Source organism: Paraburkholderia sp. WS6, assembly GCF_030464835.1.
Taxonomy (GTDB): Bacteria; Pseudomonadota; Gammaproteobacteria; order Burkholderiales; family Burkholderiaceae; genus Paraburkholderia; species Paraburkholderia madseniana.
This window is the reverse complement of the sequence record NZ_JALQCK010000012.1, coordinates 1-19,344: the sequence shown is the minus strand read 5'-3', so window position 1 is coordinate 19,344 and position 19,344 is coordinate 1. Positions and strand designations below refer to the sequence as shown.

General features: G+C 61.3%; 20 protein-coding genes and 1 riboswitch. Of the genes, 9 read left to right on the top strand and 11 right to left on the bottom strand.

Annotation, left to right across the window (positions count from 1 at the left end; translation table 11 throughout):
* The first annotated feature begins 345 nt into the window (after window positions 1-345).
* On the top strand, window positions 346-1,380 hold the full coding sequence (gene gnd, locus M0D64_RS16450) for a phosphogluconate dehydrogenase (NAD(+)-dependent, decarboxylating) (RefSeq protein WP_323135770.1): 1,035 nt from the start codon (window positions 346-348) through the stop codon (window positions 1,378-1,380).
* 15 nt (window positions 1,381-1,395) lie between these two features.
* Window positions 1,396-2,100 (top strand): HAD family hydrolase, encoded by a 705-nt coding sequence (locus tag M0D64_RS16445; protein ID WP_171927091.1) that lies wholly within the window; start codon window positions 1,396-1,398, stop codon window positions 2,098-2,100.
* A 34-nt stretch (window positions 2,101-2,134) separates the two neighbouring features.
* On the opposite strand, the gene M0D64_RS16440 is transcribed toward M0D64_RS16445, so the two are convergent.
* A complete protein-coding gene (locus M0D64_RS16440) occupies window positions 2,135-2,260 on the bottom strand; it encodes a hypothetical protein (protein WP_257021129.1) in 126 nt (41 codons plus the stop codon).
* 324 nt (window positions 2,261-2,584) lie between these two features.
* On the opposite strand from M0D64_RS16440, the gene M0D64_RS16435 reads away from it, so the two are divergent.
* The 4 genes from M0D64_RS16435 (at window position 2,585) to M0D64_RS16420 (ending at window position 6,897) form a co-directional block, all read left to right on the top strand.
* Window positions 2,585-2,707: a hypothetical protein gene (locus M0D64_RS16435; protein WP_266239280.1), complete on the top strand. Its 123-nt coding sequence runs from the start codon at window positions 2,585-2,587 to the stop codon at window positions 2,705-2,707.
* Between the two features lie 31 nt (window positions 2,708-2,738).
* A complete protein-coding gene (locus M0D64_RS16430; RefSeq protein WP_101563197.1) occupies window positions 2,739-2,945 on the top strand; it encodes a hypothetical protein in 207 nt (68 codons plus the stop codon).
* A gap of 373 nt (window positions 2,946-3,318) precedes the next feature.
* Window positions 3,319-5,712 carry a phosphoketolase gene (locus tag M0D64_RS16425; protein ID WP_266258506.1) on the top strand — a complete coding sequence of 798 codons (2,394 nt, stop codon included), beginning with the start codon at window positions 3,319-3,321 and terminating at the stop codon, window positions 5,710-5,712.
* Between the two features lie 12 nt (window positions 5,713-5,724).
* Entirely contained in the window at window positions 5,725-6,897 is a 1,173-nt protein-coding gene (locus tag M0D64_RS16420; RefSeq protein ID WP_266258505.1) for an acetate/propionate family kinase, read from the top strand.
* Here the strand turns inward: M0D64_RS16420 and M0D64_RS16415 are convergent.
* Entirely contained in the window at window positions 6,894-7,160 is a 267-nt protein-coding gene (locus M0D64_RS16415) for a BON domain-containing protein (protein WP_266258504.1), read from the bottom strand. The two genes, M0D64_RS16420 and M0D64_RS16415, sit on opposite strands and share 4 nt — an antisense overlap.
* 211 nt (window positions 7,161-7,371) lie before the next feature.
* Entirely contained in the window at window positions 7,372-8,583 is a 1,212-nt protein-coding gene (locus tag M0D64_RS16410; RefSeq protein WP_154560438.1) for a D-amino acid dehydrogenase, read from the bottom strand.
* 175 nt (window positions 8,584-8,758) lie between these two features.
* Window positions 8,759-8,852: riboswitch (glycine riboswitch) on the bottom strand.
* A 232-nt stretch (window positions 8,853-9,084) separates the two neighbouring features.
* Here M0D64_RS16410 and M0D64_RS16405 point away from each other — a divergent pair.
* Window positions 9,085-9,717, top strand: coding sequence for a LysE family translocator (locus M0D64_RS16405; protein WP_168435690.1), 633 nt, complete (start codon window positions 9,085-9,087; stop codon window positions 9,715-9,717).
* A gap of 112 nt (window positions 9,718-9,829) precedes the next feature.
* On the opposite strand, the gene M0D64_RS16400 is transcribed toward M0D64_RS16405, so the two are convergent.
* Both M0D64_RS16400 and M0D64_RS16395 read right to left on the bottom strand, forming a co-directional pair.
* Window positions 9,830-10,357 carry a GNAT family N-acetyltransferase gene (locus tag M0D64_RS16400; RefSeq protein ID WP_266258502.1) on the bottom strand — a complete coding sequence of 176 codons (528 nt, stop codon included), beginning with the start codon at window positions 10,355-10,357 and terminating at the stop codon, window positions 9,830-9,832.
* A gap of 12 nt (window positions 10,358-10,369) precedes the next feature.
* Complete coding sequence (locus M0D64_RS16395) at window positions 10,370-10,942, bottom strand: helix-turn-helix domain-containing protein (protein ID WP_266258501.1); 573 nt, start codon at window positions 10,940-10,942, stop codon at window positions 10,370-10,372.
* Between the two features lie 223 nt (window positions 10,943-11,165).
* On the opposite strand from M0D64_RS16395, the gene M0D64_RS16390 reads away from it, so the two are divergent.
* Window positions 11,166-11,870, top strand: a complete 705-nt coding sequence (locus M0D64_RS16390; RefSeq protein ID WP_154560435.1) for a YceH family protein — start codon at window positions 11,166-11,168, stop codon at window positions 11,868-11,870.
* Window positions 11,871-11,931: 61 nt separating this feature from the next.
* Here M0D64_RS16390 and M0D64_RS16385 read toward each other — a convergent pair whose 3' ends face one another.
* The 5 genes from M0D64_RS16385 to M0D64_RS16365 form a co-directional block, all read right to left on the bottom strand.
* Window positions 11,932-12,771 (bottom strand): MipA/OmpV family protein, encoded by an 840-nt coding sequence (locus tag M0D64_RS16385; protein ID WP_266258500.1) that lies wholly within the window; start codon window positions 12,769-12,771, stop codon window positions 11,932-11,934.
* Window positions 12,768-13,652, bottom strand: a complete 885-nt coding sequence (locus M0D64_RS16380; RefSeq protein WP_154560434.1) for a carboxylesterase — start codon at window positions 13,650-13,652, stop codon at window positions 12,768-12,770. The genes M0D64_RS16385 and M0D64_RS16380 overlap by 4 nt, the downstream gene beginning before the upstream one ends.
* Window positions 13,653-13,655: 3 nt before the next feature.
* On the bottom strand, window positions 13,656-14,426 hold the full coding sequence (locus M0D64_RS16375) for a DUF4118 domain-containing protein (protein WP_154560433.1): 771 nt from the start codon (window positions 14,424-14,426) through the stop codon (window positions 13,656-13,658).
* A 462-nt stretch (window positions 14,427-14,888) separates the two neighbouring features.
* Window positions 14,889-15,407, bottom strand: a complete 519-nt coding sequence (locus M0D64_RS16370) for an SLATT domain-containing protein (protein ID WP_266239323.1) — start codon at window positions 15,405-15,407, stop codon at window positions 14,889-14,891.
* 102 nt (window positions 15,408-15,509) lie between these two features.
* On the bottom strand, window positions 15,510-16,568 hold the full coding sequence (locus M0D64_RS16365; RefSeq protein WP_266258499.1) for an LLM class flavin-dependent oxidoreductase: 1,059 nt from the start codon (window positions 16,566-16,568) through the stop codon (window positions 15,510-15,512).
* A gap of 185 nt (window positions 16,569-16,753) precedes the next feature.
* On the opposite strand from M0D64_RS16365, the gene M0D64_RS16360 reads away from it, so the two are divergent.
* Window positions 16,754-17,728 carry an aliphatic sulfonate ABC transporter substrate-binding protein gene (locus M0D64_RS16360; RefSeq protein ID WP_266258497.1) on the top strand — a complete coding sequence of 325 codons (975 nt, stop codon included), beginning with the start codon at window positions 16,754-16,756 and terminating at the stop codon, window positions 17,726-17,728.
* A gap of 138 nt (window positions 17,729-17,866) precedes the next feature.
* Here M0D64_RS16360 and M0D64_RS16355 read toward each other — a convergent pair whose 3' ends face one another.
* Entirely contained in the window at window positions 17,867-19,141 is a 1,275-nt protein-coding gene (locus tag M0D64_RS16355) for an acyl-CoA dehydrogenase family protein (protein WP_266258496.1), read from the bottom strand.
* Window positions 19,142-19,344: the final 203 nt, after the last annotated feature.

The following is a 19,344-nucleotide window of genomic DNA, read 5'->3' as shown; positions in this document are numbered from 1 at the left end:
ACATGTGGCGGCGCCCGCGAAAGCGTCGCGCTTTATCCCGTGCCAGAAGTGTAAGAAGGCAGTTAGCTAAATCGAAGCCTACGTCCTGACTGCAGCGCATACCGAAGCACGTCCGGAACTTCTGACTGCGCAAAACCTCAGCAAAGAAGCGTATCGTCGTTCGATGCAGACGGGGATGCCCGATTCACTGCATGGACGGTGCGAGGCTGCTACCGTGTGTCCGTCGGATCACACAAAACGCAACTACAGTTAGGAGAGCCACTTGCCGCCTGCGGAGCGGGCGGCATGGCCGCAGCACACCGAGCCAGATCGAGCAGCGCAACGAGACACTTTCCGGAGCGAGATATGCAGCTAGGCATGATTGGATTGGGACGCATGGGCGCGGACATGGTGCGGCGCCTGACGAAGGGCGGTCAGCAATGCATCGCTTACGACGTCCAACCGGCGGCGGTGGAAAAACTGAAACAGGACGGCGTCGCGGGTGCCGCATCGCTGGAAGACCTGGTCGCGCAACTGCAAAAACCGCGCGCAGTGTGGCTGATGGTGCCCGCAGCGGTGGTCGACAAAACGCTCGAGAACCTCGTGCCCTTGCTGGAGCCCGGCGACATTGTGATCGACGGCGGCAACTCCTATTACCACGACGACATACGCCGTAGCGCCGAACTCGCACAGCGCGGGCTTCACTATGTGGACGTCGGCACGAGCGGCGGCGTCGCGGGACGTGAGCGCGGCTACTGTCTGATGATCGGCGGCGAGACTGAAGTCGTGAAACGGCTCGAACCGATTTTCTCGACGCTTGCGCCGGGTGCGGGCGCAGCGCCTGCCACGCCGGGGCGCGCAGCCGGCAGCACGGCCGATCAGGGCTTCCTGCATTGTGGCCCGCAGGGGGCGGGGCACTTCGTGAAGATGGTCCACAACGGCATCGAATACGGCATGATGGCCGCGTATGCCGAAGGCCTGAACATTCTGCGTCACGCCGATGCCGGCAAACACGCGCGCGAAGCCGATGCCGAAACATCGCCGCTGCGCCGTCCCGAGCTTTACCAATACGAACTGAATCTCGCCGAGGTCACCGAGGTATGGCGGCGCGGCAGCGTGATCGGTTCGTGGCTGCTGGACCTGATAGCAGGATCGCTTGTCAGCGACGCCGATCTGCAGAGCTACGCAGGGCGCGTATCGGATTCGGGCGAAGGGCGCTGGACGGTGGCGGCAGCGATCGACGAAGGCGTGCCGACGCCGGTGCTGAGCGCGGCGCTATTCGCGCGTTTCAGTTCGCGGGGCGACGCGGATTTTGCGAACCGGGTGTTGTCGGCCATGCGGCACGACTTCGGCGGTCACGTCGAGAAAGCGGCCACGCCGGCCGATGGACACAAGAGCTAATTCCGGGGAGCCGCAATGCAAGCCTCTAATACCACGCCTCACGACGTCGTCTTTCTATTCGATTGCGATAACACGTTGCTGGACAACGATCATGTGCTGGCGGATTTACGCGCGCAGATGAAACGGGAGTTCGGCGAGCAGAACTGTGCGCGGTACTGGGAAATTTTCGAAGGTCTGCGGGCGGAGCTTGGCTACGCCGATTACCTCGGCGCGTTGCAGCGGTATCGGCTGGAGAACCCTCGGGACACACGCCTGTTGTTGATGTCGGCGTTTCTGATCGATTATCCGTTTGCGAACCGGCTGTATCCGGGGGCATTGGATGCGATCAAACATGTGTCGCAGTGGGGGCCTGCGGTGATTTTGTCCGACGGCGATGTGGTGTTCCAGCCGCGCAAGATTTCCCGTTCGGGCCTATGGGAAGAGGTGGGGGGACGGGTTTTGATCTACATCCATAAGGAACAGATGCTCGATCAGGTGATGGAGTGCTATCCAGCCCGGCACTATGTGATGGTGGACGACAAATTGCGGATTCTGACCGCCATGAAGAAGGCCTGGGGAGAGACGCTGACTACGGTTTTCCCTCGCCAAGGGCACTACGCATTCGATCCCAAGGAGATTTCCAGCAATCCGCCCGCGGATGTGACTATCGAGAGGATTGGGGAGCTGGCTGATATCGACGTCGATATGCTTCTGAGCGGCGGGACGGTAGGGGGCGCCTAGATTTTCTGCCTTTCACCGCCCACCGGGTGGCTTGCTAGCCAAGGCCCAGCAATTTGACCAGCAAGCCGAACACGCCCACCAGCACGGCGACACCGGCGCACAACAGCACAAGCGAGAGAAGGAGAATCAGGGGCCCTTTGAGGCGGCTGGGTGTCGACATGGTGGCCGTTCAGATAGAGGGCGAGCAGCAGAGGATGCGCCAGATGCGGCCCGCCGTCGCGCATTTAGCATGAAGAGCTTAATCGCATTCACTTAATGCCCACTTAAAGTCTGGCGCAAGACCGGCGGCTTCTGCCGCGCCAACGGCGCCCGTCAGCCGGACAGTCCAACACCGTACAGACACGGCGGCCAATTGAGCGCATGATCCTTGCTTGGCGCGCGTCGTAAGCAGATTTGCTCAAAATCGGCCGCGCGCTCAATCGGATGCCCACTTTCACGTCGCAGGCGATCAAACGCAGTGCGGCCGGCGGGCCAAGGAAAAATCATGACATCCGCAATCTGGGGCATCGTAGCAGGCATGGCGCTGATGTTCGGCGCTTCGATGTACCTGCGTCAGCTTCGTCTCCTGCACCGCCCGGACCACCGTTGGACTGGCAAGAAACGTTGATTCGTCACACATCCTCGAAAAGGGAGGCACCATGTCACCAATACCTGCTCCGCGACGTTCGCCGTCGCCGTTGCGTCAGTCCGATTCGCCTGGCGCCGTGCGCGACCGGCGCGCCGAACTCGGCCGCGCCGACGAAGCGCGCGCCGAGCAACGCGAACGCGACGACACCCGCAACGATCCCAATGCCAGCAAATGGCGCTACCAGCCACCACAACGGAAAGAGAAAGAGCCGGTGTAAGGCCTTCAACTGAACACCCGCAAACGAACGAACAAACAATCGAACGGGCGTTAGCCAACGTTCGGGCCGGCAATCGGATCGGCCATTTCCCTATCGGCGCTTCCCGCGCCTACACGAAAGCGACGCACACGCGTCGCAGGATCAAGCTTTGGACGATCGCGCCGAACCATGACGCGCATGTCCTGTCACACCCCTGACGATCGCCGGCCCGACCCCAGGAACCTTGCACAACGGACCTTTTCCCTACGCTTGCGTTATGTCATGCGCATGACAGGACGGCCGCCATTGCCGGTTTTTCTTCACTGATCGCGTCGCGAACAATCGCTGCAGCACCCGCTAACCAGCCTGACAGTCCTTTTCAAGGAGTGGCACCATGGCCGAAGCAACCTCCCGTCCGTCCCCGCCGAAAACATTGGAGCCCGAAACGTTGCGCAAGATGGACCGCTACTGGCGTGCCTGCAACTACCTCTCGGCCGGCATGATCTACCTGCGCGACAACCCGCTATTGCGTGAACCGCTCAAACCCGAACACATCAAGAATCGCCTGCTGGGCCATTGGGGCTCGGACCCTGGGCAAAGCTTCCTGCTGGTGCATCTGAACCGGCTGATCAAAAAGCTCGATCTGAACGTGATCTATGTCGCCGGACCGGGCCATGGCGCGCCTGCCACGCTGGCTCATTGCTACCTCGAGGGCCACTACTCGGAAATCTATCCTGACCGCAGCGAGGACGAAGCCGGCATGCAGCGCTTCTTCCGCCAGTTCTCGTTTCCCGGCGGCATCGGCTCGCATTGCACGCCCGAAACGCCGGGTTCGATTCACGAAGGCGGCGAACTCGGCTATAGCCTGTCGCACGGCTACGGCGCCGCGTTCGACAACCCCGACCTGATCGTCACGGTGATGATCGGCGACGGCGAGGCGGAAACCGGACCGCTGGCCACCTCATGGCACTCGAACAAATTCCTCAACCCGATTCGTGATGGCGCGGTGCTGCCGGTTCTGCATCTGAACGGCTACAAGATCGCCAATCCGACGATCCTCGCGCGGATTCCCCGTGAGGAACTCGAATCGTTGCTGACCGGCTATGGCCATAAGCCGTATTTCGTCGAAGGCGACGATCCGGACACCATGCATCAGCAGATGGCCGCGACGCTCGAACAATGCATCGGTGAAATCCGCGCGATCCAGCAACATGCTCGTGAAGCCAATGATGCAACGCGGCCGCGCTGGCCGATGATCGTGCTGCGCTCGCCGAAGGGCTGGACCGGGCCGAAGGAAGTCGACGGCCATCAGGTGGAAGGCTCGTGGCGCGCGCACCAGGTGCCGGTGCTCGATCCGGTCACGAATAGCAAGAGCCTGAAGCTCGTCGAGAGCTGGCTGCGCAGTTATGAACCGGAATCGTTATTCGACGAAGCAGGGCGTCTGGTCGAGGAACTGCGCGAACTCGCGCCTGAAGGCACGCGCCGCATCAGCGCCAATCCGCATGCGAATGGCGGCCTGCTGTGCAAAACGCTCGACCTGCCGGCGTTTTGCGACTACGCGGTAGCGGTGAAAAAGCCTGGCGGCTCGTACACGTCGCCCACTGAGGTGCTCGGCACGTTTCTGCGCGACGTCATGCGTAACAACATGACGAACTTCCGCGTGTTCGGCCCCGACGAAACCGCGAGCAACAAGCTGACGGCCATCTACGAGGCCTCCGAGAAAACCTGGCTCGCCGAAACCATGGCAAGCGACGCAGACGGCGGTGAACTCTCGGTGGACGGCCGCGTGATGGAGATGCTGAGCGAGCACACGCTCGAAGGCTGGTTCGAAGGTTACGTGCTGACAGGACGTCATGGGCTTTTCGCTACCTATGAAGCGTTCGTCCACGTGATCGATTCGATGTTCAACCAGCACGCCAAGTGGCTGGAGAAAGCGAAGCGCGATCTCGGCTGGCGGCAGCCGGTGCCGTCGATCAACCTGCTGATCACGTCGCTGGTATGGCGCCAGGATCACAATGGCTTCACGCATCAGGACCCGGGGTTTCTCGATGTCGTGACCAACAAGAGCCCGGACGTGGTGCGTATTTATCTGCCGCCCGATGCGAACTGTTTGCTGAGCGTCGCCGATCATTGTTTGCGTTCGCGCGACTACGTCAACGTGATCGTCGCCGACAAGCAGCCGCATCTGCAGTATCTCGAGATGGATTCGGCCGTCACGCATTGCACCAAGGGCATCGGCATCTGGGATTGGGCGTCGACGGATCAAGGCGTCGAGCCGGACGTGGTGATGGCGTGCGCGGGCGACATCGCGACAATGGAAGCGCTTGCCGCCGTGCAGATTCTGAAAGAGCGCTTTCCCGAGTTGAAGATCCGCTTCGTCAACGTGGTCGATCTGTTCCGCCTGATGCCTGAACATGCGCATCCGCACGGTCTGTCCGATCGCGATTTCGATTCGTTGTTCACTACCAGCACGCCGGTGATTTTCAACTTCCATTCGTATGCGTCGTTGGTGCATAAGCTCACGTACAACCGCACCAATCACGGCAATCTGCACGTGCACGGCTACCACGAGAAAGGCAACATCAATACGCCGCTCGAACTGGCGATCATCAATCAGGTCGACCGTTTCTCGCTGGCGATCGACGTGATCGATCGTGTGCCGGCGCTGCGCGGTGTCGGCGATCACGCGAAAGAGTGGTTGCGTGGGCAGATCATCGAGCATCTTGCTTATGCGCATGCCGAGGGCATCGACAAGGAAGAGATCCGCAACTGGACGTGGAAGGGCTGAGCGGAGCGTGTCATGGAGACTCATGAGAAGACCGGCGACCAGGCTCCGACGATTCTGGTGTTGAACAGCGGTTCGTCATCACTGAAATTCGGACTGTTTACGCGCTGCGCGCACGCCGGCGGCGATGAAACATTGCTGCTGGAAGGGAGTGCAGAAGGTATTGGGCGAGGCGACGGAAGCCTGCGAATCAAGTCGCCTGACGGCCGCGTGCTGGTGCAAGAAGAGGATGTACTGGAGTCGCAGACCGACGCGTTGCAGAAGCTCGCGCGCGTGCTTGCGGAGCAGAAGCACGGGCGTCCTGCTGCGGTGGGGCATCGCGTGGTGCATGGTGGGCCGCATCTGCGAACTCATCAACGTTTGACGGCTGAAGTCCGGCAGCGCTTGCAGGACGCCGTGCACTTTGCGCCCTTGCACATTCCACCGGCGCTGGCATTGATCGACGAGGCAAGCAGGATTTTCGGCGACGCAGAGCATTTCGCCTGCTTCGATACGGCGTTTCATTCCACGCTGCCGGCACGCGCGGCGCAGCTTGCGTTGCCGCGCCGTTACGCGGAGGCTGGTGTGATTCGCTACGGCTTTCACGGGCTGTCGTATGAATCGTTGGTGACGCGGCTCGGCGCTGACTTGCCGCCGCGCACGGTGTTCGCCCATTTGGGCAACGGCTCGAGTTTATGTGCATTGCAGAACGGCAAATCCATCGATACGTCGATGGGGCTCACGCCGACCGGTGGCATACCGATGGGCACGCGCAGCGGCGATCTCGATCCGGGCGTGCTGCTGTATTTGATGCGCGTGGAGAAGCTCGATGCCGATGCGCTGGAGACGCTGTTGAATCGCCAGAGCGGCCTGGCCGGTTACGCCGATGGCGAGAGCGATATGCAGGCGCTGGAAAAGCGCGCTGCGGCGGGCGATGCGAATGCATCGCTGGCGCTGGATGCGTTTGCTACCGCCGTGCGCAAGACGATTGGCGCCTATGCGGCTTTGCTGGGCGGGATCGATTTGCTGGTGTTCACGGGTGGCATCGGTGAACACAGTGAGGAGATTCGTAAGCGAGTGTGCGAGGGGCTTGCGTTTTTGGGGCTGTCGGAAGGGGATTCAGTAGGGAAGGTGAGGGCGATTCACACCGAGGAGGAGAAGCAGATCGCAAGACATTGCCGGACGCTGTTGCGAGCGGAAGCGGGTTAGGGCAACTTAGCTTTGATGATGGCGTGATCAGAGACGCCGGTGACGCCGAACAGGCGAGAGACGTCTTCGAGTGCGGCAGCTCGTTGCTCGTTATGTTGAAGTACACCGAGCAGGGTGATGCGTCCGTGTGAGACTTTGACTTGCAGGGTGTTTGGGGGGACGGCCGTATCCCATGCCAAGCGTCTCGTGGCTTCTGCGGCGATTTGTTCATCAGTGAGCCGCATGCTTGGGTTGCTGCGCGTGACGGAGCGGGATCTGGTCATGGAGATTCCCTCGAGAGTGGACACCGATTGGACAACACTAGCAGATGTCGCTGGATTTGCCTTTGGCGACGCTTCCGGACCACCTGTCAGATCGAGTCCAGGCTAGTAAGCCTCATCGCAAAAGGGCGGCGGCCGGTTCGATGAACAACCGCGGCGGCGCGCGCAGCGCCGCCGCAAGTATGGCAGTAAGCGCCGCGCACGCAAACAAGCCCTATTGAATGGAACCCGCCAAAACCTGCGCCGTAGCCGCCGACAACGTCCACCCCAAATGCCCATGCCCGGTGTTATAAAAAACGCCGCGCCGTTTTCCGCGCCCGACCTTCGGCAACATACTCGGCAACATCGGCCTTAACCCCGCCCAAGGAATCACTTTCGAAGTCGACACCTCAGGAAAATACCGTCGAGTCCAGTCGACCAGCGGCGCAATCCGATCCGACCGGATATCCCGATTGAACCCATTGATCTCCGCCGTCCCCGCAACCCGGAACCGATCCACGCCAAGCCGGCTCGTCACGATCTTCGCGCTGTCGTCGAGCAAACTTACCCAGGGCGCGTTCTGCTGACTCACTTCATCATCGAGACATACGGTGATCGAATACCCCTTAACCGGGTAGACGTTCACGTGATCGCCAAGCATCGCCGCGAAGTCGCGGCTCTTCACACCGGCGCACACCACGATCCGCTCGAAAGCAAACTGTTGCGACTCACCTTCCAGATTGACCATCAACGAGAACCGTCCCTCAGCCGGCTGCTCGATCGCCGTAATTTCCGCGTCGTAGTGAAACTCGACACCATGCCGCACGCAAGCATCAGCCAACCCGCGCGTGAACTTGTGAATATCGCCAGTGGAATCGGAAGGCGTAAAAAACCCACCAAAAAAATCGCCATGCAACGTCGGCTCGATCGTGTGCAACTCGCTCGACGTCACCGGATTCCGGTCCAGCCCACCTTCGCGCAGCAGTTCATTCACCTTGCTGGCCGCATCGAATTCCTTGCGCGTCTTGTAGATGTGCAAGATGCCGCGCCGCTCCAGATCGAAGTCGATCCCTTCGCGCTCGGCAATCGAAAACAGATGCTCACGCGCAGCAATCGCGAGCCGCACCGTTTCGACAGTGTTCGTGCGGTAATGCGGGATCTGCCGCAGAAATTCACCCATCCACGAATACTTGTGCCACGTGGGCATCGGATTGAGCAGCAGCGGGGCGTCGCGCGTGAGCATCCAACGCAAGCCCTTCAGCACCGTGGCCGCGCTGTTCCAGACTTCGGCATTGCTGGCGGACAACTGGCCGCCGTTGGCGAACGAGGTCTCCATCGCCGCATAGCGATGACGTTCGAACACGGTGACATGGTGGCCGCGCTGCGCAAGGGCGTGAGCAGTCGTAACGCCGGTAATGCCGGCGCCGATAATGGCGATTCGTGACATGACATGGTCCAGAGTAGTTGAGCATCACCGGTGTCGATTTCGTGTCGAAACCGGCGTTGATGCCCCATCTGTCCATGTACCTGAGAGTTTCTTCCTGTGAGCATATCGCTTGCGATGCAAGCGGTATGCAGGGAATCCCCTTCGGTGGGCGCGCGTGGCGCCGCTCTCCAGATGTTCCAGCTGCGCGGTCCTTTTGCCTGAGAGTTTCCGGGGCGGTTGCTCCGTCGGCGTCGTCACAATCCTCTGACGATCTCTCCCGCGCTGCATTGCAGAACGGCTCGACGATACCGGGCAATAAATTTCACCGCAAGTGTTTCTTTCGATGCAGCGCGCAATCGGCACAGTACGGTGCCATATGCAACGGCGCGTCCGCCCCACTGGCGCAATCAAAGCCATTCAACTGCCTATAGGGACTTTTTATGTGGGGGTTTAAGGCTTGAACCGGCGGCGTCGGCTATATTTGGCGGCATTGCCCGACTTCAATTCCCACAGGAGAACGCCGTGCCCGCTGCCACAACGCTGCTTGCCTTTGCCCTGGTCTCGCTCGGCATGGTGCTCACGCCCGGCCCGAACATGATCTACCTGATCTCCCGATCGCTCTGCCAGGGGCGGCGTGCGGGGCTCGTGTCGCTCGGCGGCGTCGCGCTCGGCTTTGTGTTCTACATGTTTTGCGCGGCGTTCGGTATCACCGCACTGCTGTTGACGGTGCCCTACGCGTACGACGCGCTGCGTTTCGGCGGCGCGCTCTACCTGCTGTATCTGGCGTGGCAGGCGGTCAAGCCGGGCGGCCGCTCGCCGTTCCAGGTGCGCGACCTGCCGCACGACAGCCGCGGTAAACTGTTCACCATGGGGCTCGTCACGAACCTCGCGAATCCGAAGATCGCGGTTATGTATCTGTCGCTGCTGCCGCAATTTATTTCACCGGAGCACGGCAGCGTGCTCACGCAGTCGATCGCGCTGGGTTGCGTGCAAATCGTCGTCTCCGTCACGATCAACGCGTTGATTGCGACCATGGCAGGTTCGATCGCCGGGTTTCTCGCTGGGCGGCCGATCTGGCTACAGGTACAACGCTGGCTGATGGGCACCGTGCTCGCCGGTCTGGCCGTACGGATCGCGCTCGATTCACGCCGTTAAGCCACGCGATGCAGACTCGCCTGAGTCTGCATCGCGGCCTTCCTCGCCGAGCATCGGTCAGTATCGACCACCATGCTCGTGGTGCATCACAGGCGGCCTGCCTGCGTCACGCTCACAGCGTCTTGTACATGATGGTGGTTGAATCAAGCCGCTCTTCCAGCGTGTCGCGGCAAAATTGCGGAATCACTCCGGCCGTCTGATAACCCAGCGAGGCATAGAGCGGCTCGGCCTTGTCGCCGGTGCGCGTATCGAGCGTCAGCAGGCTGCGCTGCAACTGGTGCGCACGGTGTTCCAGTTCCGCCATCAGCGCTTTGGCGATGCCCTGGCGGCGGAACGCGGGGTGGACCAGCAGCTTGCGCACCTCGGCGCGATGACGCTGGTTCGGCATCGTGTCGTAATCGAGTTGCACGGTGCCGGCGATCGCCTCACCATGACGAGCAACAAAAAGCACCAGCGCGCCCGCACGCAGCGACGGCAGCACCTTGCCGCTCCAGAACGCCTCGCTCTCTTCGACGCTATACGGCAATACAAAGCCAACGCTCGCACCGTCATGGACGCAGGCACGCAGCAGCGCGCCGAGTTCGGGCAAATGGCGAACGAGGCCGTCGGCGGAAAAGGTCGTGATGGTAGTCGCGTTCATGGCGGCTCGAACTCAAACGATGAAGAGGATGTAGCGCGCCGCGCTATGCGAGGGCGTGACGAACGCGCTGGGGCCGAACAACTGGTAGCGCAGGCAGTCGCCGGGTTGCAGATCGTGACTTCGGCCGTCGACGGTGATCTGCAGTTGCCCTTCAAGCAGGATCAGATGATGCTCGAGGCCGGCTCTCGGCGACGCGTCGTATGTGATGCGTACGCCGGCATCGAGTTCGCACTCTAGCGCCTCGCCGCTCAGCGCCTGGGCGGGCGGCGACACGGAGCGGCGCCGGAAGCCGACGCTCGGGTCGACCCAGACCGGCTGCGCGTCGCGCGGCAACAGCGGCGCGAAGTCATCTTCGACCATGTGCATGAGACGCGACATCGGCAAGCCATAGGCGACGCAGAGCTTGCCCAGCACGCTCGCCGTGGGGCTCACGGCGGCGTTCTCGAGGCGCGAGAGGGTGGCGCGGCTGACGTTGCTCAGCTTGGCGAGATCGTCGAGCGACCAGTTGCGCTCGGCGCGTAATCCGCGCAGACGCTGGGCGATGCGGCGATCGATGGCGTTGTCGTCGGCGAGCGTGTTTTCCATATTCGGGAAATTATCTCGAATATGGGAATTCGTCAACGAAACAAAAATGCGCCGAACCGGATGCGAACACGGTCCGGGCACGCTTCGCCATTGCGGAGATTCGTACACTGCGAGCGGCCGGGCCGTTTATCATAGTGGCCACCAACTAAAACCCGCCGCCAGGCTGTGCAACGGTAAGGCACACCAATCACGAGACCCGGCGGCGCATGCCGCGACATCTTCTATGAACTCCACTCCCGACGCTGTTTCCCGTCCCTCCATCCGCGCCTTGACCTTGCTTGAGGGGCGCGTGCTTGGTGTGCTCGTCGAAAAGCAGCACACCGTGCCGGATAGTTATCCGCTTTCGCTGAACGCGTTGACCTTGGGTTGCAATCAGAAAACCGGCCGCGCGCCGGTGATGAATGCGACCGAAGCCGAGGTGCTGACCGCCATCGACGGATTGAAGCGGCTGAGCCTGGTGATGGAAGGCAGCAGCAGCCGTGTACCGCGTTTCGAACACAACATGAATCGGGTGTTGGGGTTGCCGAGCCAGTCGGCAGCGTTACTGACCACGTTGCTGTTGCGCGGTCCGCAGACCGGAGCCGAGTTGCGCTTGAACAGCGCGCGTCTGCATGGATTTGCCGACATCTCGTCGGTCGAGGCGTTTCTCGACGAACTGGCTGCCAACGATCCGCCGCGGGTGGTGAAGCTGGCCCGCACGCCGGGCGAGCGCGAAAATCGCTGGATGCATCTGCTATGCGGCGAAGTCAGCGCAAGCGATCTTGCCCAGCCGGGCGGGGACGACGAGGTCGTGCCGCTGTCGGCGTTCGAGGCGGTCAAAGCTGAACAGAAGCGGCTTGCCGACGAGGTGAGCCGGCTTCGGGTGGTGGTGCGGCGAATGGCTGCCGAATTGGGGATTGAAGTTGAAGAGCTGGGTACGGGGGATTGAAACGCGATTGGTGATTGGCGGTTGGTTTCTCGCACGCTGCGAGCGCGCGAGAAACCAGAAACTAGAACTTGTAGTTCACCGAAGCGAGCGTATTGAGCTCGAATCTTTTTTCGGTAATCGGGCTATTCGCCGCGTCGTGCTCCAGTCGCCCGAAAGTCGCGGAAACCGACCCATTCCAGTGCTTCGAAAAGTCGTAAGTCACCATGGCGTTCATATGGACGTCCCGCACACCCGCACTGGTGCTATACGTGGGCAATCCTGACGCCGCGCTCTGCTGCCCGGACACGCCGAAAAACGTCCGCGTATAAGTACCATTCGCCCAGGTGAAGCCTGGTCCCACCGAGAACAACCAGCCGCCAACCGGCGCGGATGCGACGAAATCCGTGCTGACCGTCGTCCCCTGGTGATGCCCGGCGATATCCTGGTACAACGCCACCGACCCGGTAAACGCCCACCACGTATAGTCGGCGAAGAGCTTCAGTTTCGGCCCGCCATTCACATCACCAAGTCCATGCAGGCGCGGATCGTCGGACTCCTTGCGCATCTGGAAATCGAAAGTCAGTGCAGCGCCCACGTGATAGGCAGGACCGCGCAGCACGTTCACGCCGAGCACGTCTGGGCCTTGCGAGAAAATCCGGTCGTCGTATGAGATGTCCAGCGCAGGGAACGGGAATACGCTCAACTGGCGGGACCCCGGGTACTTGGGCGTAATCACCACGCCAGGACCCACGCCGATTTTCCATTTGCTGTCGGTGGCCGCGCCGGTACTGGCGTCAGTCGTCGCGTTCGGACTTGCATCGTCCGCGTAGGCAGCGCGCGCAGCGCAAAGGCCGAGCGCAGCGGCGAGCAGCAGCGACATGCGTGCGGGTTTGCCGAACCTCAGCGTGGTATCCGCCGTCATGCGCGCTCCTTGCCAAGCGCCGCGAGTTGCCTGAGGCGTCGCGCCAGAGCCTTCGAGACGACCTGTTGTTTGCCGTCGTCGCCGCTATGGACGGCTTCGCTCTCGCGCAGAAACAGGGTGGTTTCGCGCGCGACGATTTCGCGCTCGTTGTCCGACGTAATCATGTGATACGAATCATCCAGCCAGATTGTGCGTAAAAAGGCAGCGCCGATATTCGTGGCGACAAAACGTGCGTTGCGTGGGCTCGACGTCTCATCGTCGATCGCATGGACAATCAGGCAATCGGTCTTGATGTCGCGTACCTGCGTGCGCACGCTCGCGGCGAGGCGGCTCGCCTGGTGCAATGCCGGCAATGAAATCGTCGACGGACCGACTTCGCTGAAGTCACTGCGCTGCATCGCGCGGGCGATCTTTGCACGAAGCGCTTCGTTGCGCAGGCCGAACGGCGCCTCCTCGCGGTAGCGCCAGCGTTTGCGCATCGGCGTGAAGTACGCCCAGTTGAGCAGGAAACGATACCAGGGGATCGCCCAGCCGTCGTATGAGAGCGTCAGCGACAGCAACACGAGCGACTGCGCCCCTGGACGGCGATGCGCCAGAGCCAGCGCCAGGGCCGCGCCGATCGATAGCCCGCAGATCGAGACGCGGGCAAAGCGCTCGGCCAACGCGTCGTACTCGCGCACGGCCGCCTCGAGCCACGCCTCCATCGCTTCTTCTTCCGAGCCGGCGCTGTAGCCCGGCAGGACGGGCGCGCAGGTGGTGAAGCCCTCGGCGTTCAGATAGCGGGCGAGAAAACGCAATTCGAGCGGCGAACTCGACAGGCCGTGCAACATCAGCACGGCATGATCGTCGCCGGGTAAGAAGAGACTCGTCGGTTGACTCATGGATCAGGCTCCGATCCGTAGGACGAGAAACTCGCCGGCGTGGGTGGTGAACCGTTCGCACATGCACTCGGTCAGCTTCGACGGACCATCGCCACTTTTCAGGTGCACGCGATGGCTGCCGGGCCACAGCGCCTTGCTGAGCCGCTGGATGTCGTCGGGATCGACATCGGCGAAGCGCGGGCCCGGTGCAATCTGGTTGGGCAGGCGCGGCAGCACGCCTTGCGGCTTGACGTCGTTGCCCGGCTGTAACGCGTTGCGCTCGAGCGCCTGAATGAAAATGAACGTCCTGTGGTGATGGGACAGGTGGCGCAGCAGCCGGTGTGTTTCGTCGACGCCGCGGCGTGCCAGCATGCGTTCGTTATCGTGACGCAGCAGCATTTCATAGCGCGACTGCGCAACGGACGCGATCAGTTCGGCACGAAACTGCGAGCGGCGCAGGCGTTCGATCAGCACGATGACAAGCAGCGTCACCAACGGATACGAGACCAGCAGGACGAGGTCGGCGCGATCGAATACGTCGATGGTTGCGTAGGGCGGGACGAACAGATAGTCGGCGATACCCAGGCCGAGCACCATGACGGTAAGCGCCGGGGCCAGCCCGCAAAAGTACTCGACCAGCGCCGCCGCGATATAGAACGCGGTGCCCGGCATGATCGGTCCCAGCAGCGGATGGAGCAACAGGCGTACTCCGCTCGCGATCGCCAATGCAGCGGCCGCGGTGAGCCAGACGCGGGTTCCCCGTGGTGCCCAACGACGGGCGTTTTGGACTTCCATAATCTTTTTTTTAGGGAGCGATTGCGCTTCCCGATTGAGTGTGGCAATGCGCTTTTAAGCGCAGGTCGGACGATACCATAATCGGGCGGACGCAAAGGCCCGGAAAGACGTAAATACCGGAAGGCCGGGCGGGACTATCGTGTTTGGAATCAGTGGTGGAAAAACATACCTATGGATAGGGGTATTCTCACCACCGAGCATTGTGCAGGCAATGTCCTTAAGTGACGCTTAAGTGACCCTTAAGGGCCGCAAGGCGCGGCCCTTATAGGCTGTCAGGCGCCTCAACAGGAATTGTGGTCGATTCCAGCAATTGAAACTGGATGGACAAATGACATGCTGCGGGTTCCGCGCATATACATCAGCGGCCGCGTTGCTTCAATTGAAGTTAATGCCATTTACAAATGACACAGAACATTTACGACGACCCCCGCATTCTTCGACAACTACAGTCAACTGGGTCGCTCAGGCATCGCGGCTTCGTCGCGGTTCGGCGGACAGGGTTCGCTGGGTGCGATAGAAAATGCGCGGCGGCACGTTGGGTGAATCTTCCGCGAGCCGGTCGAGTTCGTCGCGGATCGCGGTGAGATAGTGGCCATCGCGGGCATCGGCGTCACCTGCGAAGATCGCTTCCAGCCTGCGCCGCACAGCGCCATAGCGGGCCCCCGCCGCGCGATGCTTTTCCGCACGCTCCGCATATCTGAGGAAGGTTTGCAGCGCGGCTGAGACCGCCGCCGCAACGCTCACGAAGCCCACGAAGATCCTGAGCGCCGGCGAGACGGCGGTCGAAGTCAGCGACGCAAACACGGCCGTCCCCACAAACGCGGTCAATGCGGTGACCAGCCAGCCGACGCTGCGGTCCCGCGCCGATAGCAGGTCGGCCATGTCGTAATGGCTCATCTGGGATTCACGCGCGCGCCGGATCCACTTCAGCAGAAGCTGGTCTTCGTCGACCGGGGGCTCGTAGGCAGTCGGGTTCTTCATCTCGCTCATCGGGGCTGTCCAGTATCGCAAGCGTAGCGCATGCGCCTGACGATACTGTGCCACATGAGTGCGACGCGCCGAAAGCCGCGGACCTCGCCCGGATCAGCCGAGCAGGTGACGTACCCGCGGAATCACTTCTTCGGCAAAAATGCGCATGTCAGTCTCGAACGGCTGGAATTGCAACATGAATAACTCGATCCCGGCACGATGAAAATCGGCGATCCGCTGCGCGACCGTGTCATAGCTGCCGACCAGTCCAGCCGCCGTGCCGCCGTTCGAGCCCACGCGCGGCGTTTGCGCGAAGGTCTGGAACATCGCCGCCTTGGGGTCGATGTTCGATTTCTGTTGCTCGCGTAGCGGGGCATCTTTTGCGGCCAGTGCGAACAGATGGGCGAGGTGCTGATCGGCGGCCTCGCCGGACTCACGAGCGATGACGAAGGCCGACAAACCAAAACGCAGCGGCTCGTGCGGAGCGGGGCGCTTGCGGCCGGAGACATCCGCGATCAACGCTTTGACGGCGTCCAGTGGCTGGCCGTTGATGAACCACACGTCGCCCTTGTCGGCGACCAGTTCCCGCGCCGGTTCCGATTCGCCGCCCACATAGATGCGCGGACGGCTGCGAAACGGATCCGCGGGGCGCAATAGATAGTCATCCACATTAAAATGCTCGCCGCGAAAACGCGTACGCTCGCCGCGCAGCAAGGAATCCACCACTGTGATCCACTCGCGACCGTACGCATAACGCGCGTCGTGCTCCGCGAAGCCGATACCGGCGCGTTCCAGCTCAGGACGATTCCACGCGTTGACAAGATTGATCGCGAAGCGCCCGCCACTGATGTGTTCGATCTGCTGCGCCATCTTTGCCAACACCACCGGGTGATACAGATACGGCTTGATGGCGGCGATGATCTCGATGCGTTCGGTTAGCGCCGCGAGCGCGGCCGAGGCGGTCCACGCTTCGAGCTGATCGAAGTCGGGATTGTGCGGATTGATCGTATGTTGCGCGACCAGCACGGAGTCGTAGCCAAGCCGCTCGGCTTCGAGAACGAGGGCTTTGTTTCGCGCCCACGACGCGTCGTACGGTTCATCGGGGTCCTGCAGCGCGGCGCGGCTGCCATGAACCAGTGCCCAGACGCCGAAGCGGGGAGGGAGTGTCGACATAACGCAGAAATCTCCACGGTGAAAGCGTGCGCTTCAACTCGCATCAAACTTCGAATGATGAGCGATACCGCCGCCACGCGTTCCAATTTCTACCCATATCGATCGATGAAATCAGTCTTTGGCCGTGTGTCGTTCTTTTATATATTCAGCGATTCCGCATACCCACTTCACATGGATCTCGATCGATGCCCCTCGCTTTCTCCGGCTCCCGAAGCCTGCGACGCCTCTGCGTATGCCTGACGTTGATCGGCGGCGTGCTGTCGACCGACGTGGCATGCGCCAACGAAACGGTGTCGATCAGCTACCAGCGCTCATCGACGCTGTTCATTCTGTTGAAGCGAACTGGCGCCCTCGAGAAGAAGCTCAACGCGCTCGGCTATGACGTGAGCTGGCACGAGTTCTCGACTGGCCTGCTGCAGTCGCTCAACGCGGGCAGCGTCGATCTGCATGCGGATGTCGCGGATGCCTTTGCGCTCTTTACGCAGGCCGCCAATGCGCCGCTGACCTACTACGCCGAAGAGACCTCTGCGCCAACCGCCCAGGCGATTATCGTGCCGCCGGATTCGCAGATTCATTCGGTGGCGGACCTGAAGGGCAAACGCGTGGCGGTGTCCAAAGGCTCGGGCTGCAACTTCCTGTTGCTGAGCGCTTTGGCTAAAGCGGGTCTGACGATCAACGATATACAGGTGCGCTATCTGGAGGCGCCCGACGCGCTCGCCGCTTTCCGCGGCGGCAATATCGATGCATGGGCCATCTGGGACCCGTTTCTCGCGGCCCAGCAGCGTGAGGCACATGTTCGCGTGATCGCGGACGGCAGCGGCGGCGTCGCTCAATACAACCGTTTTTATACGGCGACAACGACCTTCGCTGACAAGCATCCGGATGTGCTGCGCGTCGTATTCGACGAATTGAACACGACGGGCAAGTGGGTCAAGGCGCATCCCCAGGAAGCCGCACAGATTCTCGGGCCAGTGTGGGGCAATATTCCTGAACCGACTGTCGAATTGGCGAATAGCCGTCGCAGCTATGACATCGTGCCGGTAAAACGCGATCAATTGGTCGAACAGCAGCGTATCGCCGACACGTATCGCGCCGCGGGGCTGATTCCCGCGACCTTGAAAGCGACGGACATCCGTATCTGGACGCCCTCGGCGAAGTGATCTGAGGAACCTGTTGGATCCAGCGTCGAACCAGATTCCTGCCGGGCAAAAAGTTCTAAGGCCGCGTGAGCGGCCTTAGTCGTTTTAGCGCGCCGGGTGTGCCGCGGCATAGGCGGCCACCTCTCGATGTGAAACTTTTTACAACTGAGCCGCCGCCGTGGAGACTTCCGGATTCCGCGCCACGCCAAACCTTTCCTTGTGCGCAGTTCCATTCAGATAGAAATCACCGATAGCGGCTTCGCGGATGATTGCCGGATTGTGCGACGCCAGCACACGCGCATTGCGCCAGTACCGATCGAAGCGGCGCGTCTCGCTGGTCGCCGATGCACCGCCCACTTCGAACAACAAAGTCGCCGCTTGCAGGGTTTGTTCGATGACGATCTGCTGCGCCTGGAAAGTCTGGATGTCGAGGCGCACATAGGTCTGTTCGTCAGTGCGGCCTTCCTGCCGCGCGACCGACACTTCATCGATCGCGCCGGCTAGCGAAGCGCTGATGCTCTGCGTCGAGTACGCAAGGCTTGCAAGCCGGCCGACTACCCGATGCACCAAGGGATTGTCGCGCGGGCTCGATTCACCCGGAACGCCGAAGGTTCGCGTTTTACCCTGCGTGAACGCCACCGCATCGCGCAACGCCGCGCGACTGATACCGGCAAGGTTCGCGACATGCAGTGCCTGATAGTACGCAGTAAGCAGACTGTTACGGCGTGGTTCGGAGGCGTTATATCGGCGGTACAGATTGTCGAGTGAGACCGGCACGTGATCGAAACGTGCCGTACCGCTACCGGTCAGACGCTGCCCGAAACCATCCCAATCGTCGATGCGGGCGAGGCCTTGCGTATCGGTTTTGACGAGTACGCGGACGTCGCTTTCGCCGTCATGCGCGGTAACGTCGACCCAGTCAGCGTAGAGCGTGCCTGTGGTGTAGTACTTCTCGCCGTCGAGATGCCACGCACCGTCGGTTTGGGTGAGGCGCACGCTGTTGTTGGTCACGCCGGTGCGTTCGGAAACGGCGCCGCCGATAATCTGACCTTGTGCGATACGCGTGAACCATCGGTCACGCAACGATTCATCGCCGTTTTCCAGCAGCGATTCAATAAATCCTCCGTGCACGCGCAGGATTTGCGGAAGGTTCGAGTCCGCTTCGCCGAGACGCGTGACTAACGCAAAGAACGCTTTCAGCGAGATGCCTTCGCCACCGAAGCGCCTGGGCACGCGCAGTTTGGTGTAGCCGGCTTCGCGCAGCCATTCCACCGGCGCGTAGGCCAGTTCCCGATTCTGTTCGCGTTCTACTGCACCTTCGGCGATGCGGGCGAATACAGGTGCGAAGCGTTGGGTTAGTTCGTTTTCGCCGAACGGGTCTGCTGCATCTGCGGTGGTGGGATTCGGGGATGCGTGCGATTCAGATGTTGGCATGAGTTCTCCAGAGCGGGCCGGGCGCCGAGCGCAATCTGAGAACGGTACGGGAGGGGAAGGGGGTGGGCAACCAAGTATTTGGCTGATTCTTAGAACGGGGAGTGAAATGGTTTTTTTGCCTGCGCGGCGCTTGTTTGTCTGTTTGCCTGGGCTTTGGCCTTTCCTTGTTTTGTTAGTGGTCTATTAGCGTTGCCCCTGTGCGG

Bases quoted from the DNA above. Each gene is read 5' to 3' on its own strand.
- gnd (WP_323135770.1), top strand. From the start codon at position 346: ATGCAGCTAGGCATGATTGGATTGGGACGCATGGGCGCGGACATGGTG.
- M0D64_RS16430 (WP_101563197.1), top strand. From the start codon at position 2,739: ATGTCACCAATACCTGCTCCGCGACGTTCGCCGTCGCCGTTGCGTCAG.
- M0D64_RS16445 (WP_171927091.1), top strand. From the start codon at position 1,396: ATGCAAGCCTCTAATACCACGCCTCACGACGTCGTCTTTCTATTCGAT.
- M0D64_RS16380 (WP_154560434.1), bottom strand. From the start codon at position 13,652: ATGAGTCAACCGACGAGTCTCTTCTTACCCGGCGACGATCATGCCGTG.
- M0D64_RS16365 (WP_266258499.1), bottom strand. From the start codon at position 16,568: ATGTCGACACTCCCTCCCCGCTTCGGCGTCTGGGCACTGGTTCATGGC.
- M0D64_RS16425 (WP_266258506.1), top strand. From the start codon at position 3,319: ATGGCCGAAGCAACCTCCCGTCCGTCCCCGCCGAAAACATTGGAGCCC.
- M0D64_RS16395 (WP_266258501.1), bottom strand. From the start codon at position 10,942: ATGGAAAACACGCTCGCCGACGACAACGCCATCGATCGCCGCATCGCC.
- M0D64_RS16415 (WP_266258504.1), bottom strand. From the start codon at position 7,160: ATGACCAGATCCCGCTCCGTCACGCGCAGCAACCCAAGCATGCGGCTC.
- M0D64_RS16440 (WP_257021129.1), bottom strand. From the start codon at position 2,260: ATGTCGACACCCAGCCGCCTCAAAGGGCCCCTGATTCTCCTTCTCTCG.
- M0D64_RS16435 (WP_266239280.1), top strand. From the start codon at position 2,585: ATGACATCCGCAATCTGGGGCATCGTAGCAGGCATGGCGCTGATGTTC.
- M0D64_RS16385 (WP_266258500.1), bottom strand. From the start codon at position 12,771: ATGACGGCGGATACCACGCTGAGGTTCGGCAAACCCGCACGCATGTCG.
- M0D64_RS16375 (WP_154560433.1), bottom strand. From the start codon at position 14,426: ATGGAAGTCCAAAACGCCCGTCGTTGGGCACCACGGGGAACCCGCGTC.
- M0D64_RS16420 (WP_266258505.1), top strand. From the start codon at position 5,725: ATGGAGACTCATGAGAAGACCGGCGACCAGGCTCCGACGATTCTGGTG.
- M0D64_RS16355 (WP_266258496.1), bottom strand. From the start codon at position 19,141: ATGCCAACATCTGAATCGCACGCATCCCCGAATCCCACCACCGCAGAT.
- M0D64_RS16410 (WP_154560438.1), bottom strand. From the start codon at position 8,583: ATGTCACGAATCGCCATTATCGGCGCCGGCATTACCGGCGTTACGACT.
- M0D64_RS16360 (WP_266258497.1), top strand. From the start codon at position 16,754: ATGCCCCTCGCTTTCTCCGGCTCCCGAAGCCTGCGACGCCTCTGCGTA.
- M0D64_RS16390 (WP_154560435.1), top strand. From the start codon at position 11,166: ATGAACTCCACTCCCGACGCTGTTTCCCGTCCCTCCATCCGCGCCTTG.
- M0D64_RS16400 (WP_266258502.1), bottom strand. From the start codon at position 10,357: ATGAACGCGACTACCATCACGACCTTTTCCGCCGACGGCCTCGTTCGC.
- M0D64_RS16370 (WP_266239323.1), bottom strand. From the start codon at position 15,407: ATGAAGAACCCGACTGCCTACGAGCCCCCGGTCGACGAAGACCAGCTT.